This window comes from Marisediminicola senii, from assembly GCF_011057645.1.
In the GTDB taxonomy this organism is placed as follows: domain Bacteria; phylum Actinomycetota; class Actinomycetes; order Actinomycetales; family Microbacteriaceae; genus Marisediminicola; species Marisediminicola senii.
In genome coordinates this window covers 16,711-33,677 of the sequence record NZ_JAALGE010000003.1, presented here as the reverse complement: position 1 = coordinate 33,677, position 16,967 = coordinate 16,711, and the positions used below count along the sequence as shown (strand labels likewise).

The 16,967-nt window shown below is 68.2% G+C and carries 17 protein-coding genes; 14 read left to right on the top strand and 3 right to left on the bottom strand.

Going from position 1 to position 16,967, the window contains the following annotated elements; translation table 11 throughout:
* Window positions 1–44: 44 nt before the first annotated feature.
* The 14 genes from thrS (at window position 45) to G5S38_RS02765 (ending at window position 14,071) form a co-directional block, all read left to right on the top strand.
* Window positions 45–1,943 (top strand): threonine--tRNA ligase, encoded by a 1,899-nt coding sequence (thrS, locus tag G5S38_RS02830; protein WP_235928874.1) that lies wholly within the window; start codon window positions 45–47, stop codon window positions 1,941–1,943.
* Window positions 1,944–1,945: 2 nt separating this feature from the next.
* Window positions 1,946–2,512 (top strand): HIT family protein, encoded by a 567-nt coding sequence (locus tag G5S38_RS02825; protein WP_165064014.1) that lies wholly within the window; start codon window positions 1,946–1,948, stop codon window positions 2,510–2,512.
* Between the two features lie 31 nt (window positions 2,513–2,543).
* The gene (gene pdxS, locus G5S38_RS02820) at window positions 2,544–3,476 is read left to right on the top strand and encodes a pyridoxal 5'-phosphate synthase lyase subunit PdxS (protein WP_165064012.1); all 933 of its coding nucleotides are present in this window, start codon (window positions 2,544–2,546) and stop codon (window positions 3,474–3,476) included.
* Complete coding sequence (gene pdxT, locus G5S38_RS02815) at window positions 3,466–4,095, top strand: pyridoxal 5'-phosphate synthase glutaminase subunit PdxT (protein WP_235928868.1); 630 nt, start codon at window positions 3,466–3,468, stop codon at window positions 4,093–4,095. The genes pdxS and pdxT overlap by 11 nt, the downstream gene beginning before the upstream one ends.
* A gap of 101 nt (window positions 4,096–4,196) precedes the next feature.
* Window positions 4,197–4,799 (top strand): hypothetical protein, encoded by a 603-nt coding sequence (locus G5S38_RS02810; RefSeq protein WP_165064008.1) that lies wholly within the window; start codon window positions 4,197–4,199, stop codon window positions 4,797–4,799.
* Between the two features lie 90 nt (window positions 4,800–4,889).
* Window positions 4,890–5,648 (top strand): YebC/PmpR family DNA-binding transcriptional regulator, encoded by a 759-nt coding sequence (locus G5S38_RS02805; protein WP_165064006.1) that lies wholly within the window; start codon window positions 4,890–4,892, stop codon window positions 5,646–5,648.
* A gap of 15 nt (window positions 5,649–5,663) precedes the next feature.
* Window positions 5,664–6,251: a crossover junction endodeoxyribonuclease RuvC gene (gene ruvC, locus G5S38_RS02800; protein WP_201276563.1), complete on the top strand. Its 588-nt coding sequence runs from the start codon at window positions 5,664–5,666 to the stop codon at window positions 6,249–6,251.
* On the top strand, window positions 6,248–6,859 hold the full coding sequence (ruvA, locus tag G5S38_RS02795) for a Holliday junction branch migration protein RuvA (RefSeq protein WP_165064001.1): 612 nt from the start codon (window positions 6,248–6,250) through the stop codon (window positions 6,857–6,859). The genes ruvC and ruvA overlap by 4 nt, the downstream gene beginning before the upstream one ends.
* Entirely contained in the window at window positions 6,856–7,896 is a 1,041-nt protein-coding gene (gene ruvB, locus G5S38_RS02790; RefSeq protein ID WP_165063998.1) for a Holliday junction branch migration DNA helicase RuvB, read from the top strand. The genes ruvA and ruvB overlap by 4 nt, the downstream gene beginning before the upstream one ends.
* 82 nt (window positions 7,897–7,978) lie before the next feature.
* Window positions 7,979–8,464 (top strand): preprotein translocase subunit YajC, encoded by a 486-nt coding sequence (locus G5S38_RS02785; protein WP_165063996.1) that lies wholly within the window; start codon window positions 7,979–7,981, stop codon window positions 8,462–8,464.
* Window positions 8,465–8,669: 205 nt separating this feature from the next.
* Window positions 8,670–10,379, top strand: a complete 1,710-nt coding sequence (gene secD, locus G5S38_RS02780) for a protein translocase subunit SecD (RefSeq protein WP_165064240.1) — start codon at window positions 8,670–8,672, stop codon at window positions 10,377–10,379.
* Window positions 10,379–11,365, top strand: a complete 987-nt coding sequence (secF, locus tag G5S38_RS02775; RefSeq protein ID WP_165063994.1) for a protein translocase subunit SecF — start codon at window positions 10,379–10,381, stop codon at window positions 11,363–11,365. Before secD ends, secF begins: the two co-directional genes overlap by 1 nt.
* Before the next feature lie 2 nt (window positions 11,366–11,367).
* Window positions 11,368–11,706, top strand: coding sequence for a rhodanese-like domain-containing protein (locus tag G5S38_RS02770; RefSeq protein ID WP_165063992.1), 339 nt, complete (start codon window positions 11,368–11,370; stop codon window positions 11,704–11,706).
* A gap of 109 nt (window positions 11,707–11,815) precedes the next feature.
* A complete protein-coding gene (locus G5S38_RS02765) occupies window positions 11,816–14,071 on the top strand; it encodes a RelA/SpoT family protein (RefSeq protein WP_165063989.1) in 2,256 nt (751 codons plus the stop codon).
* 4 nt (window positions 14,072–14,075) lie between these two features.
* Here the strand turns inward: G5S38_RS02765 and G5S38_RS02760 are convergent, their stop codons facing one another.
* The 3 genes from G5S38_RS02760 to G5S38_RS02750 form a co-directional block, all read right to left on the bottom strand.
* Complete coding sequence (locus G5S38_RS02760) at window positions 14,076–14,618, bottom strand: type IV toxin-antitoxin system AbiEi family antitoxin (protein ID WP_165063987.1); 543 nt, start codon at window positions 14,616–14,618, stop codon at window positions 14,076–14,078.
* A 135-nt stretch (window positions 14,619–14,753) separates the two neighbouring features.
* On the bottom strand, window positions 14,754–15,986 hold the full coding sequence (locus G5S38_RS02755) for a DUF349 domain-containing protein (protein WP_165063985.1): 1,233 nt from the start codon (window positions 15,984–15,986) through the stop codon (window positions 14,754–14,756).
* A 147-nt stretch (window positions 15,987–16,133) separates the two neighbouring features.
* Entirely contained in the window at window positions 16,134–16,958 is an 825-nt protein-coding gene (locus tag G5S38_RS02750) for a peptidylprolyl isomerase (RefSeq protein WP_165063983.1), read from the bottom strand.
* Window positions 16,959–16,967 lie beyond the last annotated feature (9 nt).

Here is a 16,967-nt window from a genome sequence, read left to right as displayed (position 1 = left end):
CGGCGACGGGCTTCGACCTCTTCACCGACCGCAGCGTCGTCGCCATGCGCGTCGACGGTGCGCTGGTCGACCTCGCCTCGACAGTCGAGCCTGGCCAGACGGCCGAACCCGTCACCATCTCGTCGCCGGACGGCCTGGCGATCCTCCGGCACTCGGCGGCGCACGTCGCAGCCCAGGCCGTGCAGTCCATCAACTCCGCGGCCAGGCTCGGCATCGGCCCGCCCATCACCGACGGCTTCTACTACGACTTCGACGTCGCGGTGCCGTTCACCCCCGACGACGTCAAGGCCATCGACAAGGCCATGGAGCGCATCATCCGGGCCGGCCAGCGCTTCGTACGCCGGGTGGTCACCGAAGACGAGGCGAGGGCAGAACTCGCCGACGAGCCGTACAAGCTCGAACTGATCGGCCTCAAGGCGTCGGACGGCTCAGCCGAGGAGGCGGCGGAGATCGGTGGCGCAGAGCTCACCATCTACGACAATGTTGACCCGAGAACGGGGGAGACGGTCTGGAAGGACCTGTGCCGCGGCCCGCACCTGCCGACCACCCGCATGATCGGCAACGGCTACGCGCTGATGCGCACCGCCGCCGCCTACTGGCGCGGGTCGGAGAAGAACCCGCAGCTGCAGCGGCTCTACGGCACCGCGTGGCCGACCAAGGACGAACTGCGCGAGTACAAGCTGCGGCTGGAAGAGGCAGCCAAGCGCGACCACCGCAAGCTCGGCCAGGAACTCGACCTGTTCTCCTTTCCCGACGAGATCGGTTCCGGCCTCGCGGTATTCCACCCCAAGGGCGGAATCATCCGGCGCGAGATGGAGGACTACTCGAGGCGCAAGCACGAAGAGGCCGGCTACGACTTCGTCTACACGCCCCACATCACCAAGGCGCACCTCTTCGAGACCTCAGGTCACCTCGGCTGGTACGCCGAGGGGATGTTTCCCCCGATGCACCTCGACGAGGCACGCAACGAGGAGGGCGAGATCACCCGCCAGGGCGCCGACTACTACCTGAAGCCGATGAACTGCCCGTTCCACATCCTCGTGTACCGCTCCAGCGGACGCTCGTACCGCGACCTGCCGCTGCGCCTGTTCGAGTTCGGCACCGTGTACCGTAACGAGAAGTCAGGGGTCATCCACGGGCTCACCCGCGTGCGGGGCCTCACCATGGACGACGCGCACATCTTCACGAGCCGCGAGAACATGAAGAGCGAGCTGACGTCGACCCTCGACTTCGTGCTGTCGCTGCTGGGGGACTACGGCCTCACCGACTTCTACCTCGAGCTCTCCACCCGCGACCCCGAGAAGAGCGTCGGCAGCGATGAACTGTGGGAGGAAGCGACGGCCACCCTGTCAGAGGTCGCCGCAGCATCCGGCCTCGAACTGGTCGCCGACCCCGGGGGCGCCGCGTTCTACGGACCGAAGATCTCCGTGCAGGCCCGTGACGCCATCGGCCGCACCTGGCAGATGTCGACCGTGCAGCTCGACTTCAACCTCCCCGAGCGCTTCGAGCTCGAGTACACCGCGGCCGACGGCACCCGCCAGCGACCGGTGATGATCCACCGGGCCCTGTTCGGCTCGATCGAGCGGTTCTTCGGCGTACTCACCGAGCACTACGCCGGCGCGTTCCCGGTCTGGCTCTCCCCGGTGCAGGCCGTCGGCATCCCCGTCGCCGAGGAATACGGACCGTACCTCGACGAGGTCATCGGCAGGCTGAAGGCCGCAGGGGTGCGGGCCGAGGTCGACCACTCCAGCGACCGCATGCCGAAGAAGATCCGCACCCACACCAAGGCCAAGGTGCCGTTCCAGCTCATCGCCGGGGAAGAGGACCGCGCCGCCGGCGCCGTCAGCTTCCGCTTTCGCGACGGCCGCCAGGAGAACGGCATCCCGGTCGACGACGCGATCGCCCGCATCCGCGAGGCCATCGACACCAGGGCGCAGGTGTAGCGATGGCCCCCCTCGATGCGAACGACGTCGACGGCGTGACCGTCGACGGGTCATGGGAACTCGCCGGCGTGCCCGACGAGTTCCAGCGACTGTGGACCCCGCACCGCATGGTCTACATCCAGAACGGGCAGCAGCCCCCGGAGGACGAGTGCCCGTTCTGCGTCGCCCCTACGATGTCCGACGAGAAGGCGCTGATCGTCGCGCGGGGAACGCACGCCTATGTGCTGCTCAACCTGTTCCCCTATAACAGCGGGCACCTGCTCGTCTGCCCCTACCGGCACGTGCCCCTGTACGACGAGGCCACCGAGGAGGAGACCGCGGAGATCGCGAGCCTCACGCAGACGGCCATGCGCGTCCTCCGTTCGGTCTCCCGCAACGAGGGATTCAACATCGGGATGAACCAGGGACGCGTGGCTGGAGCCGGCATCGCCGACCACCTTCACCAGCACATCGTTCCGCGCTGGGGACTCGACTCCAACTTCTTTCCGATCATCGCCAAGACCAAGGCGCTGCCCCAGCTCCTCGGCGATGTGCGGCAGTCCATCGCCGACGCCTGGCCGACAAACTGACAGCTAGCCCGCGCGTAGAATGGGCATCACAATGAGCGAAAATTCCAGTACAGTACAGCGCGGTTCCGACCAGGGCAGTTCCGAGATCCGTGGCTCTGACCGCGTCAAGCGGGGACTCGCCGAAATGCTCAAGGGCGGCGTCATCATGGACGTCGTCACCGCAGAGCAGGCCAGGATCGCCGAAGACGCCGGTGCCGTCGCCGTCATGGCGCTCGAGCGCGTTCCGGCCGACATCCGCTCGCAGGGCGGCGTCGCCCGCATGAGCGACCCCGACCTCATCGACAGCATCATCGCCGAGGTCTCCATCCCCGTCATGGCGAAGGCGCGCATCGGCCATTTCGTCGAGGCGCAGGTACTGCAGTCGCTCAAGGTCGACTACATCGACGAGTCCGAGGTGCTGAGCCCCGCCGACTACGTGAACCACATCGACAAGTGGAAGTTCCAGATCCCCTTCGTCTGTGGCGCGACCAACCTCGGTGAGGCGCTGCGCCGCATCAACGAGGGTGCGGCCATGATCCGCTCGAAGGGCGAAGCCGGAACCGGAGACGTCTCCGAGGCGACCAAGCACATCCGCACCATCAAAAGCGAGATCGCCGCACTCACCGCGAAGAGCTCCGATGAGCTCTACGTCGCTGCGAAGGAGCTGCAGGCACCGTACGAACTGGTCGCCGAGATCGCCCGCACCGGCCAGCTGCCCGTCGTGCTGTTCACCGCCGGTGGAGTCGCAACCCCCGCGGACGCCGCGATGATGATGCAGCTGGGTGCAGACGGCGTCTTCGTCGGCTCCGGCATCTTCAAATCGGGCAACCCCGTCGCTCGCGCCGCCGCCATCGTCAAGGCGACCACGTTCTACGAGGATCCCGATGTCATCGCCGAGGTCTCGCGGGGACTCGGGGAGGCGATCGTCGGCATCAACGTCGCCGACCTCCCCGCACCGCACCGCCTCGCCGAACGTGGCTGGTAGCGGGCCACTCCACACCGGGTCCTCCTCCGCGGGTGCCCTCCCGATCGGCGTCCTCGCACTGCAGGGCGACTTTCGGGAGCACCTCGCGGTGCTCGGTGGGCTGGGCGCCGACGCGCGATCGGTGCGCACGCCGGAGCAACTCGCCTCGGTGCGTGGCCTGGTGATCCCCGGCGGCGAATCCACCGTGATGGACAAGCTGACGCGCGCCTTCGACCTCGCCGAGCCGCTTCGCGATGCCATCACCGCCGGGTTGCCCGTCTACGGCACCTGTGCCGGCCTCATCATGATCGCCGATCGCATCATCGACGGTGGCCGCGACCAGCAGACCCTCGGCGGGTTCGACGTCACCGTGCGCCGCAACGCGTTCGGATCGCAGACCGACTCGTTCGAGACCGACCTCGACGTGCCGGAGCTCGGCGACGTGCCCGTGCATGCCGCGTTCATCCGCGCGCCCGTGATCGAGCAGGCCGGGCCCGACGTGACGACCCTCGCCTCACTCGACGACGGCCGCGTCGTCGCCGCGCGCCAGGGCAACCTGCTCGGCACGTCGTTCCACCCGGAGATGACGGGGGAGCACCGGTTCCACGAGCTGTTCCTGCGCATGGTCGCCGCCGCCTGAGCGCCGAGCGGTACCCGGGCGGCCCACAGGAAGCGGCTCCAGCCCGGATCCCGGCACGGTGACGGCGCACGCGGCGTCACCACGGCGGCGATAGTTGACCCATGAGGTTCTATTCGGATTACCCGGCCGCGCGCACCGCCCAGATCGCGGCTGACATCGTCGCGGTGACGATCGTCGTGGCATCCATAGTCTCCGGCTGGGCGGTGTATTCGTTCGTCAGGGTGTTCGCCGACCTCGGTGCACAGCTCGAGGGTGCTGGCAGCGAATTCCGGGCGACCATGGCGGATGCCGCGGACGCCGTCGATGACATCCCATTCGTCGGCGGCGGGGTGCGGGCCCCGTTCGACGACGCGAGTGACGCCGGGGCCGTGCTGCAGGCCGCGGGTATCGACCAGCAGGCGATGGTGCAGCAGGTCGCCGTCGCGCTCGGGCTGCTCGTCGCCGTCATCCCGATCCTGCTGGTGCTGCGCTACCTCGTGGTGCGCCGGATCAGGTTCTCCCGAGAGGCCGGCACGGTCGCCGCGCTGTGCACTACGCCGGCGGGGGTGGAGCTGCTGGCGCTGCGCGCACTCGTCGGCGCCGATAGCTCGGCTGTGCTCGCGGTCGCCGCGGAACCGGTGCCGGCCTGGACTGCCGGTGACCCGCGGGTGATCGGTGCCCTCGCCGCCATCACCGCGCGGCAGGCCGGCGTGCGCATGAGGTGAGGGTGCCCCCGGTGGGCGTGGCGCGCGGCGGAGCGGAGCCCCCGCGTACACTGGTCAGGCACAATCTCGGCGGATCTCCCGGAGGAAACTATGTCAGGCCACTCCAAGTGGGCGACCACGAAGCACAAGAAGGCGATCATCGACTCGCGTCGTGCGAAGTCGTTCGCCAAGCTCATCAAGAACATCGAGGTCGCCGCCAAGATCGGTGGGGCCGACCTCTCGGGCAACCCGACCCTCGTGGACGCCATCCAGAAGGCCAAGAAGACCTCGGTTCCCATCGACAACATCAACCGCGCGGTGAAGCGCGGCTCCGGCCAGCTCGGTGAATCGGTCGATTACCAGACCATCATGTACGAGGCGTACGGCCCGAACGGCGTCGCCCTGCTCGTCGAGTGCCTCACCGACAACCGCAACCGCGCGGCGGCCGACGTGCGGGCGATCATGACCCGCAACGGCGGCACCCTCGCCGACCCCGGAAGCGTCGCCTACAACTTTTCCCGCAAGGGCGTGATCGCCGTCCGCAAGACCGACGGCATCACCGAGGACGACATCCTCGCTGCAGTGCTCGACGCTGGGGCCGAAGAGGTCACCGACCGCGGTGAGGGCTTCGACATCATCACCGAATCGGGGCAGCTCGTCGCCGCGCGCAGCGCACTGCAGGAGGCCGGCATCGACTACGAGTCCGCCGACATCGAGTTCGTGCCCGGCGTGCACGTCGAGGTCGACGTCGAGACGGCTCGCAAGGTGTTCCGCCTGGTCGACGCCCTCGAAGACAACGACGACGTGCAGAACGTCTACGGAAACTACGACGTACCAGCCGACGTGCTCGCCGAGCTCGACGACGAGTAACCGGGCGACGTGACGATCCGGGTTCTCGGAATCGACCCCGGTCTCACCCGCTGCGGTGTCGGCATCGTCGACGTCGGGGCCGACCGGCGTGCGACCCTGGTGCACGTCACGGTCATCCGCACCCACCCGCAGACCGCCCTCGAGAAGCGACTGCTCGCCATCGGCACCGAACTCGACGACCTGCTCGCCACCTGGAACCCGCACGCGGTCGCCATCGAGCGGGTGTTCGCGCAGCAGAACGTGAGCACCGTCATGGGTACAGCGCAGGTCAGCGGGGTCGCGCTCCAGGCTGCGGCCAAACGCGGACTCCCGGTCGAGATGCACACGCCATCGGAGGTGAAGGCCGCGGTCTCCGGCTACGGTTCGGCGGACAAGACCCAGGTGGCGACCATGGTGGCGAGGATCCTCGGGCTGGCCGAGGCGCCGAAGCCGGCCGACGCCGCCGACGCGCTCGCCATCGCCATCTGCCACGCCTGGCGGCGCGGCTCGCCGACGGCCGACGCTGCCGGTGCCGTCACCTCGGCGACCACCCCAGCGCAGCGTGCCTGGCTCGCCGCGGAGCGCGCGGCGAAGTCCGACGTCGACCGTAGGCTGGGCCGATGATCTCCTCCGTGCGCGGCACCGTCATCGCGGTGACGGGCAACTCCACCGTCGTCGAGGTGGGCGGTATCGGTCTATCCGTCGCCATCACGCCCCAGCACGCCATGACGCTGCGGACCGGCCACGAGGCGAGCCTGCGCACCGCCCTCATCGTGCGCGAAGACGACCTGGCCCTGTTCGGCTTCCGCAGCGCAGAAGAACTGGCCGTGTTCGACCTGCTGCGCGGCGTGACCGGAGTGGGACCCAAGTCGGCACTCGGCGTGCTCGACGCCATGACCCCGGCCGACATCGCATCCGCCGTCGCGACAGAGAACGACGCCGCGTTCCGCAAGGTCTCCGGCATCGGCCCGAAGACCGCGAAGCTGATCATCGTCTCGCTCGCGGGCAAGCTGCTCGCCTTCGCGCACTCGGCGTCGTCCGCCCCGGCTGCACCGGCTACATCGACGGAGCAGAGCGTGCTCGTCGCGCTGGTCGGTCTGGGCTGGTCGGAGCGCACCGCGGCCCAGGCCGTCGACGACGCGGTCGCCGCGGCATCCGAGGCCGACGCCGCCAGCGTTCCCGCGCTACTCAGAATGGCCCTCGCCGGACTCCGCCCGGGGGGCGGCGCATGAGCGCCCTCGACGACGCGGGCGTGGCCCTCGTCAACCCGTCACCGGAGTCCGCCGCCGAGCTCGCCTTCGAGGGAGCCCTGCGCCCCAAGACCCTCGACGAATTCGTGGGCCAGGCGAAGGTGCGCGCGCAATTGCAGCTTCTGCTGCGTGCGGCCGTGCTGCAGAACCGCACCCCAGACCACATCCTGCTCGCCGGTCCCCCCGGCCTGGGCAAGACGACGCTCGCCATGATCGTCGCCCAGGAGATCGACAGGCCCCTGCGCATGTCGAGCGGCCCGGCCATCCAGCATGCGGGCGACCTCGCCGCAGTGCTCTCCTCGCTCGTGCCGGGAGAGGTGCTGTTCATCGACGAGATCCACCGCATGGCCCGCTCCGCGGAAGAGATGCTGTACCTCGCGATGGAGGACTTCCGAATCGACATCATGGTCGGCAAGGGAGCGGGGGCCACGTCCATCCCCCTCGACCTGTCGCCCTTCACGCTCGTTGGCGCGACCACCCGTTCCGGCATGCTGCCCAACCCGCTGCGCGACCGGTTCGGGTTCACCGCCAACTTCGAGTTCTATGCGGAGTCCGAGCTGGAACAGGTGCTGGTGCGTGCCGCGAGCCTGCTTGGGCTCCCCATCGACAGGTCGGCCCTGGCCGAGATCGCGGGTCGCTGCCGTGGCACCCCGCGAATCGCCAACCGGCTGCTCCGCCGGGTGCGCGACTACGCACTCGTGCACGGCGGGGGAGCCGGACTCGACACCGTGCAGTCGGCACTTGCCCTCTACGACGTCGACGAGCTCGGCCTCGACCGACTCGACCGCGCCGTCATGGACATCATCCTCACCCGATTCGACGGCGGGCCGGTCGGCCTGAACACCCTCGCGGTGTCGGTGGGAGAGGATGCGGAGACCATTGAATCCGTCGTGGAACCATTCCTCGTGCGCATCGGCCTGCTCACGCGCACCCCGCGAGGCCGGGTCGCTACGAGGCTCGCGTGGAAGCACTTCGGGCTCACCCAGTCCTCGGATGGCCTATTCGGGGATGACCTATAATCGATGCTGGCTGCAATGCCCGCTCATCCGGCTCCACTGAAGCCGTTCGCAATCGCAAGCCCCCGGAAGGGTAGTTTCCTACATGGATCCCACAATCATCCTGCTCGTCGTCGCCTTCGGAGCATTCATCGTGTTCCAGACGTTCCAGGGACGCAAGCGCAAGCGGGAGACCGAAGACCGCCAGACGAAGTTCGTTCCCGGCGTCGAGATCATGACCAACTACGGCCTGTACGGCACCATCGTGTCGATCGACGACGACAAGAACATCGCGGTCATCGAATCGACCCCCGGCACGCAGCTGCTGATCCACCGCCAGACGATCCTCAAGGTCGCCGACTACAACGACGTGCCCGCCGAATTGGATGACTCCACCGACGCTGACGCCGCAGACGCCGATGACCTCGTACTCGACGCCGACGCCGACGCCGCCGACCGCGACGCGTCCACCGCCGACCGCGACCGCTCGGCGCAGCGTGCAGACGAATCGCCGATCATCATGTCGGACGAGCCGGAGTACGGCCAGCGCGTCGACCCCGACGCGAAGCCGAACCGCCCCGACGCGGTCTGAGCGCGGCAGGCCGCGTGCAGTTCGCCTGCACGTAGCCATTAGCCTGTTGTGAGCTTGGCGGGGGCATTCTTCCCTGCCGTCCTTATGCACGCCCCCGGGGCGGAGCATCCGCAGAGAAAGCAGTTACCAGGTGGCACTCACGACGACGGGCAAGAAAGCCCGGTCGACCCCGGTCAAGAAGGCGTGGCGGTCGCTGATCTGGCTGATGGTGATCATCGCCGGGCTCACGGCCACCACCGCGGGGGGAGTGCTCTTCTCGACGGCCTCGTGGACTCCGCGCCTCGCGCTCGACCTCGAGGGCGGCACGCAGATCATCCTGCAGGCGCAGTTGGGCGAGGGGGAGTCGATCTCCACTGAGCAGCTCAACCAGGCCGTCAGCATCATCCGCCAGCGCATCGACGCGAGCGGTGTCTCCGAGGCCGAGATCAGCACCCAGGGTGCCCAGAACGTGGTCGTGTCGCTGCCAGGCGTGCCCGACCAGGCCACGCTCGACCGCATCGAGTCGTCGGCCAAGCTCGAGTTCCGTCCGGTTCTCTATACGGATGCCGCCTCCGTCGCATCCGTCGGAGAAGAGGGCGACGCGGCATCGCCGTCACCCGAGGCGAGTGACCCCGCGGCGGCACCCCTCGAAGCCACGCCCAGCGTGAGCCCGACGGACGCGAGCGACCTCAACTGGATTACCCCCGCGCTCTTCGACCAGTTCACGAACTTCGACTGCGCCGACTCCGACACCCTCGGGGCCAACGTCGCCCCCGTCGACCAGCCGCTGGTGACCTGCGACGACACGTCGACCGCCAAGTTCATCCTCGGACCGGTCGAGGTCGCCGGGGAGAACATCTCCGACGCGACCAACGGCCTCGTCACCAACGCGCAGGGCATCTCCACCGGCACCTGGGGCGTGAACATCGTCTTCGACGGCACCGGAACCGACCAGTTCGCCGCCGTCACTGAACGCCTGTTCGCCCTCGAGGGCGCGCAGAACCAGTTCGCGATCGTGCTCGACGGTCGCGTCATCAGCGCCCCGACCACGAACGCCGTGATCACTGACGGACGCCCTCAGATCTCCGGCTCCTTCACCCAGGACAGCTCGAAGGCGCTGGCCGACCAACTCAAGTTCGGTGCCCTGCCCGTGGGCTTCGAGGTGCTCAGCCGTGACACCATCTCGGCCACGCTCGGCTCGAACCAGCTCGCCAGCGGCGTTATCGCCGGCCTGGTCGGCCTCGGATTGGTGCTGGTCTACTCGCTGTTTCAGTACCGCCTCCTCGGACTCGTGACGATGGCATCGCTCGTGGTCGCCGGTGTCCTCACCTACCTGGTGCTCGCCCTGATGTCGTGGCGACAGGGTTTCAGGCTCTCCCTCGCCGGGGTGGCCGGACTCATCGTGGCCATCGGATTCACCGCGGACTCGTTCATCGTGTACTTCGAGCGCATCCGCGACGAACTGCGCGACGGGCGCAGCCTTCCCGGTGCCGTCGAAGCCGGGTGGAAGCGCGCCCTGCGTACGATCCTCGCCTCCAAGGGCATCAGCCTGCTCTCGGCGGTGGTGCTGTTCGTGCTCGCCATCGGCAACGTGCGCGGCTTCGCGCTCACGCTCGGGGTGACGGTGATCATCGACATCATCGTGGTCATGCTGTTCACGCATCCGATGCTGCAGCTGCTGGCAAATACGCGCTTCTTCGCCAACGGCCACAAGCTGAGTGGGCTCGACCCGCAGGCCCTCGGCGCCATCTACCGGGGACGCGCGCAGTTCCGCGAGCCGGTGCGCACCGCCAAGGGCTCCGGCGCGAGCCGGGAGGCGGCGCGTCGGCAGACGATCGCGGAACGCAAGGCGGCCGGCACGATCACCGCGCCGGCTGACACCCCACCCGAGAAGTCCGTCACCTCGTCGGCACCGAGCAAGGGCAAGGACTCCTGATGTCGAACCTCACCCAGTTCGGAAACGACCTCTACACCGGCAAGAAGTCGGTCAACTTCGTCGGCAGGCGCAAGCTCTGGTACACGATCGCGATCGTCTCGATGATCATCTCGATCGCCATCCCGGTGATCGGAGGGGGGTTCAACTTCGGCATCGAGTTCCGCGGCGGGTCGCAGTTCCAGATCACTAACACGCAGACCATCGAGCAGGACCTCGCCCAGGAAGCTGTCGACGAGGTCGTCGCGGGTGAAGTGGTGCGCGTCACCACGGTCGGTGACAACGGGGTCCGAGTGCAGACCGACCAGCTCAGCGACGACGAGACACGCGAGGTCGCCAGCGCCCTCGCCGCGGCGTACGGCGTGACGGAAGACGACGTCGCGACCTCGTTCGTCGGGCCCAGCTGGGGCGCAGACATCACCGACCAGGCCATCCGCGGCCTGGTGGTGTTCCTCGCCCTCGCCGCCATCGTGATGGCGCTGTACTTCCGCACCTGGAAGATGGCCCTCGCGGCCATGCTCACCCTGGCGCACGACCTCATCCTCACCGCCGGGGTCTACGCCCTCGCCGGGTTCGAGGTCACCCCCGCCGCGGTCATCGGCTTCCTCACCATCCTCGGCTTCTCGCTCTACGACACCGTCGTGGTGTTCGACAAGATCCGGGAGAACACCGCAGAACTCGGGGCGGACTCGCGCAGCACCTTCGCCGAGGCCGTCAACCTCGCGGTGAACCAGACGCTGGTGCGCTCGATCAATACGGGTGTGGTTGCGGCGCTGCCAGTGGCCGCCATCCTGTTCCTCGGGGCCTTCGCGCTCGGTGCAGATACCCTCAGGGACATCTCGCTCGCCCTCCTCGTCGGCATCATCGTCGGCACGTACTCGACGGTCTTCATCGCCGCCCCGATCTACGCGCACCTGCGGGAGAACGAGAAGGACATCAGTGCCAGGGATCGCCGCACCATCGCGGCCCGCGAAGCGGCGGTCGAGTAGCCATGGCCGCGAACGAGATCACGGCCACCGAGGCCATCGCGTTGATGACGGGCGACCGCGCGGTGCTCCTCGACGTGCGCGAACCCGACGAGTGGGACCGCGGGCACTCTGTGGTTGCCACCTCTGTGCCCATGTCGCAGCTGCAGGAACGCATCGCCGAGGTGCCGGACGACCGGCCGTTGCTGGTGGTCTGCCACTCCGGCCACCGGTCAGCGATGGTGTCGTCTGCCCTGGTCGATGCCGGATACGACGCGACCAACGTCATCGGCGGGATGGTCGCGTGGAAGGCCGCGGGCGGGCAGCTCGTCGCCGTCGGAGCCGCGGAACCCACCGTCGACTGAACCGCTCGACGTCCGTGAAGCCACCCGCCCGTCGCGATGTCCCCGCCCACAGCGAACGCGGCGAATGGCACCTCCGGCCGGTGCTAGCTTTGCTGGGGGAGGACCGCGAATGACCGAAACCACAGTGCCGGGCAATGCCTCACTGCGTGCGCTCCTGCCCCGCCTGTTCTCCAAGGCTCAGCCCGCTGGCGCCGTCGACCGCCTGGTACGCACGGCACGGGCGAACCATCCGAAGTCCGACGTCAGCATCATCGAGCGGGCGTACACCGCGGCCGAATACGCGCACCGCGGCCAGAAGCGCAAGAGCGGCGAGCCGTACATCACGCACCCTGTCGCGGTCGCGCAGATCCTCGCCGACCTCGGTATCGGACCGAAGACACTCGCCGCCGCGATCCTGCACGACACCGTCGAAGACACCGACTACAGCCTCGACCAGTTGCGCCACGACTTCGGCGACGAGATCGCCATGCTGGTCGACGGGGTCACCAAGCTCGACAAGCTCAAATACGGCGACAGCGCCCAGGCCGAGACCGTGCGCAAGATGGTCGTCGCGATGTCGAAGGACATCCGCGTGCTCGTCATCAAGCTCGCCGACCGCCTGCACAACGCGCGCACCTGGGGCTTCGTCGAATCCGACTCCGCCCGGCGCAAGGCGCAGGAGACGCTCGAGATCTACGCGCCCCTGGCGCACCGCCTCGGCATCCAGACCACCAAGTGGGAACTCGAAGACCTCTCGTTCGCGGTGCTGTACCCGAAGCTGTACGTCGAGATCGAGAACCTCGTGCGCCAGCGCACCCCCAAGCGCGAGGAGTTCCTCGAGCAGGTGATCGATGCCATCGGCGACGACCTCAAGGTCAACCGCATTCGCGGCAAGGTCGCGGGCCGACCGAAGCAGTACTACTCGATCTACCAGAAGATGGTGGTTCGCGGTCGCGAGTTCGATGAGATCTACGACCTGGTCGGAATCCGCGTGCTGGTCAGCTCGCTGCGCGACTGCTACGCAGTACTCGGCGCGATCCACGCGAGGTGGACGCCCATCCCCGGCCGCTTCAAGGACTACATCGCCACCCCGAAGTTCAACCTCTACCAGTCCCTGCACACGACCGTGATCGGCCCAGGCGGTCGCCCGGTCGAGATCCAGATCCGCACGGAGGAGATGCACCAGCGGGCCGAGTTCGGCGTCGCAGCGCACTGGATGTACAAGGAGCGCGTGAACGGTGGCAAGGGTTCCGGCCCCAGCATCACCGACGACGGCGACATGGCATGGCTGGCGCACATCAGCGACTGGCAGGCCGAGACGGTCGACCCCAACGAGTTCCTCGACTCCCTGCGCTTCGAGATCGGCGCGAAGGAGGTCTACGTCTTCACTCCCAAGGGCAAGGTTATCGGCCTGCCCGCCGGGGCGACCCCCGTGGACTTCGCCTACGCCGTGCACACCGAGGTGGGCCACCGCACCATGGGCTCGAAGGTTAACGGCCGGCTGGTGCCGCTCGAGAGCACCCTCAGCAGCGGCGACGTCGTCGAGGTCTTCACCTCGAAGAACCCTGATTCGGGCCCCAGCAAGGACTGGCTGAACTTCGTTCGCAGTCCGCGAGCCCGCAACAAGATCAAGCAGTGGTTCACCAAGGAACGCCGCGACGAGGCCATCGAGCAGGGCAAGGACGCCATCGCGCGCGCGATGCGCAAGCAGAACCTGCCCCTGCAGAAGCTGATGAGCCAGGACTCGCTGACCGAGGTCGCCGCCGACATGGCGTACGACGACGTGTCGTCGCTGTACGCGGCCGTCGGCGAGGGGCACGTGTCGACGCAGTCCGTTCTCGAGAAGGTGCTCTCGAGCATCAACACCGAGGCGGAGACCGAAGACGCCGAGATGACGCTGCCGAGCCGCGGCAAGTCGAAGCAGTTGCGCAACAGCGACTCCGGCGTGCTCGTGCGCGGCGCCCCCGACATCCTCGTCAAGCTCGCCAAGTGCTGCACGCCGGTGCCGGGCGATCCGATCATGGGCTTCGTCACCCGCGGCGCCGGAGTGTCGGTACACCAGACGCAGTGCCATAACGTCGCCTCGCTGCGCATGGAGCCGGAGCGACTCGTCGAGGTCGAATGGGCGCCGTCGTCGAAGAGCATCTTCCTGGTGCAGATCCAGGTCGAGGCCCTCGACCGGTCCGGACTGCTCTCCGACGTCACCAGGGTGCTGTCCGAGCACCACGTCAACATCCTGTCGGCGACCGTGTCGACCTCGACGGACCGCCTCGCGATCAGCCGCTTCGTGTTCGAGATGGGTGACACCACGCACCTCGACCGGGTGCTGAACGCCGTGCGGCGCATCGATGCCGTCTACGACGTGTACCGGGTCAGCGCGGGCTGATCGGTCAGCACGCGGCCAGCCGGTCCAGCGCGCGCAGCTTGCCCGGGAGGTGGCGTCTACCCGTGAGCTCCGCAGCCACATCGGGGATGGACAGTCGGCCGACGGTCGCGAGTGCCAGGACGACATCCCGCTCACGGAGCCCGAAGCTGTCGCTCCAGCGCGCCAGGTCGATGACCGTGCGCCTGGCCGTCGTGACGCGCAGGCCGCCGATGGTCTCGGTATCGCCCGGTTCCAGCATGACCTCGCGAACCGAGAGGCGGGCAACACCGAGGCAGCGGTATCGAGCGGTGCTCTCGGCGCACAGCTGGTGCGTCTCGGGTGGGGCGTCGGTTGCGCCGAGGATCCAGGCGGCTGACATCATCTCGGCGATCAGCCGCGGCGGCAGTCCGGCCGAAAGCGCCATCGCGCGAAGGCTGCGGGTCTCGAACTCACCGACCACGCCATAGCATTCGTCGACCGCGAACAGCTCGCCGTCGAGCCGCGCGGCGCTGAGCTCGGCAAGGGGCAGGTCGGTGGGGGTGAGTACCGAACGCAGCGTGGGGGACATGCCGCCCATCCTGCGGGCGGCCCGTCACGCGGCACAGCCCGCCAGCTCTCCTGTGGGGAGGCTGGCGGGCTGTGTACGGGATGGCGCTCAGGGGGTGGAGCAGGGCTGGCCGACCTCACTCGGCCGACGAGGCGCTCAGCCTCCGAGTGCGTCGAGCCAGACCTTGCGCGCGTCGAGTGCTTCGCGGGCTTCGGCGGCCTTCTTGGCGTTGCCGGATGCCTCTGCCGCTTTCAGCTCGGACTGCAGCTTGTCGATCGCCGACTGCAGCTGGCTCGCGAGGCCCTCTGAGCGTGCCTTGCGCTCGGGGTTGTTGCGCTCCCAGTGGTCTTCGTCGAGCTTGCGAACGGCGGCCTCCACCTTGCGGATACGATCCTCGACGACCTTGACCTTGTCGCGGGGAACCTTGCCGATCTCGTCCCAGCGGCGCTGGATCGACATGAGCGTTTCCTTGGCCTTGACGCGGTCCTTCTCCACCAGCAGCGGCTCCGCCTCGGCGAGGAGGGCCAGCTTCGCGTCGTAGTTGCCCTGGTACTCGGCGTCGTCGAGCGCCTCGACCTCGGCCTTGGCCGAGTAGAGCACGTCGCCGGCGGCCTTGAACTTGGCCCACAGCGCGTCGTCGAACTTCTTGCCGGCACGCCCGGCGAGCTTCCAGGAGTCGAGCAGCCCGCGGTACGCGGGAATGCCGTCTGAACCCTTCGGAACGAGAGCCTCTGCGGCCTCGACGAGCTCCTGCTTCTTCGCCCTGGCGTCCTTGTGCACGGAGTCGAGCTCGGCGAAGAACGCCTTGCGATGCGTCTCGATGGTGGTGCGGGCGCTGCGGAAGCGCTTCCACAGCTCGTTGCTCTCGGTCTTCGGCAGGCGCGGGCCGTCTTGCTGGTGCTTCTGCCAGCGGGCGAAGATGTCGTCGAGCGCGGCGCTGGTCTGCTTCCACTGCACCTTCGCCGGATCCTGCGCGGCGAGCTTCTCCGCCTCGGCGACGAGCGCCGCGCGCTCGGCGATGGCGGCGTCGACGACGGCCTTCTGCTCCGCGCTCTGCTTCTCGACGATCTCGTCGACCGCGCCGCCCAGCGCGTCCAGCCGGCGCAGCAGCGACGCGAGGTCGCCGACGGCGTTGGCGGTGCTGATGGTGGAGCGCAAAGACGCGATGGTCTTGGCGACATCGGCTACGGCGGTGCCGCGCTTGATGCGCTGCTCGAGCAGCGTCACCTGACCCGCGAGTTCGCTGTACTTGCGCTCGAAGTAGGCCAGGGCCTCCTCCGGCGTTCCATCGGGGTATTGCCCTACCGCGCGTTCGCCGGACTCTTCCCGTACGAATACGGTGCCGGTCTCGTCGACGCGGCCCCAGGGTGCCTGATCGTTAGTCGCCAAAAGCCTCACCTTGCTGCTCGGGTCGCCGGGTGCCAAACGACCGGTGACCAGCCTATTGCACCGGGCGGCGCGCGGAGACTGCCGCGGACGGTGCGGCGGCTCCCCTGAGCCGCCCAGGGACACGTGCCGGGGGCCGGGGCGCCCGGCCTACTGGAGCGTTATCGCCGTGATGGTAGCGGGCCGTGCCGGCTGACCGTCGGTAGATTCCTGCCCGTCGTCGCCCGGCTGGACCCCGGCGGCCGCGATCTCCGAGGTGAACCGGTCGAGTCCCGACGTCACGGTGCCGATGACGGAGTAGCCGCCCGTGCTCGTGTCGAGCTGGGAGTCGCCGTAGGTGATGAAGAACTGGGTGCTCTGGCTGTACTGGCTCTCGGCCCGTGCCACGGCGATGGTTCCGGCCGGGTAGACACCGTCGGCCGGGGCGTTCTCTACCGGACCGTAGGAGAAACCGGGGTCGATGGTGGTGACGCCGTCCGGCTGTCCGCACTGGATCACCCTCGAGGTGTCGGCGGTGGTGAGCCGGTGGCAGGCGTTGTCGACGTAGAAGCCGTCCTGCACGAGGGAGACGAAGACGGATGCCGCCTGGGGTGCCGCAGCGCCGTCGATCTCGATCCCCAGCGCGACGTCGTCGAGCACGAGTTCTCCGGACCAGGTGCGGTTCTGCGCGATGTCGGCCGCTGGCACGTCTCCGACGTTCTCCTCGACGGCCGCGTCATCCACCGATTCATCGTCTGCGTCCGCCGAGGGAGATGCGCTCGGGGTAGGTTCCGGCGTGCCGGGGCCGCTGGTGAAGTAGACCACCTGGCCGACGGTCGCGATGGCCAGCACGACGAGCACCGCGAGCACGGCGATGAGGTTGTCGCGGCGGCGGCGCTTCTCCTGGTGCGCGTGCACGCCCTGCCTGGCCTGGAACCTGCGCAGCCGCTCGCGCGCCTCGCGGGCGGTGCGATCGGCGTTCCTGCTCGGTGCCACGTGCGTCCT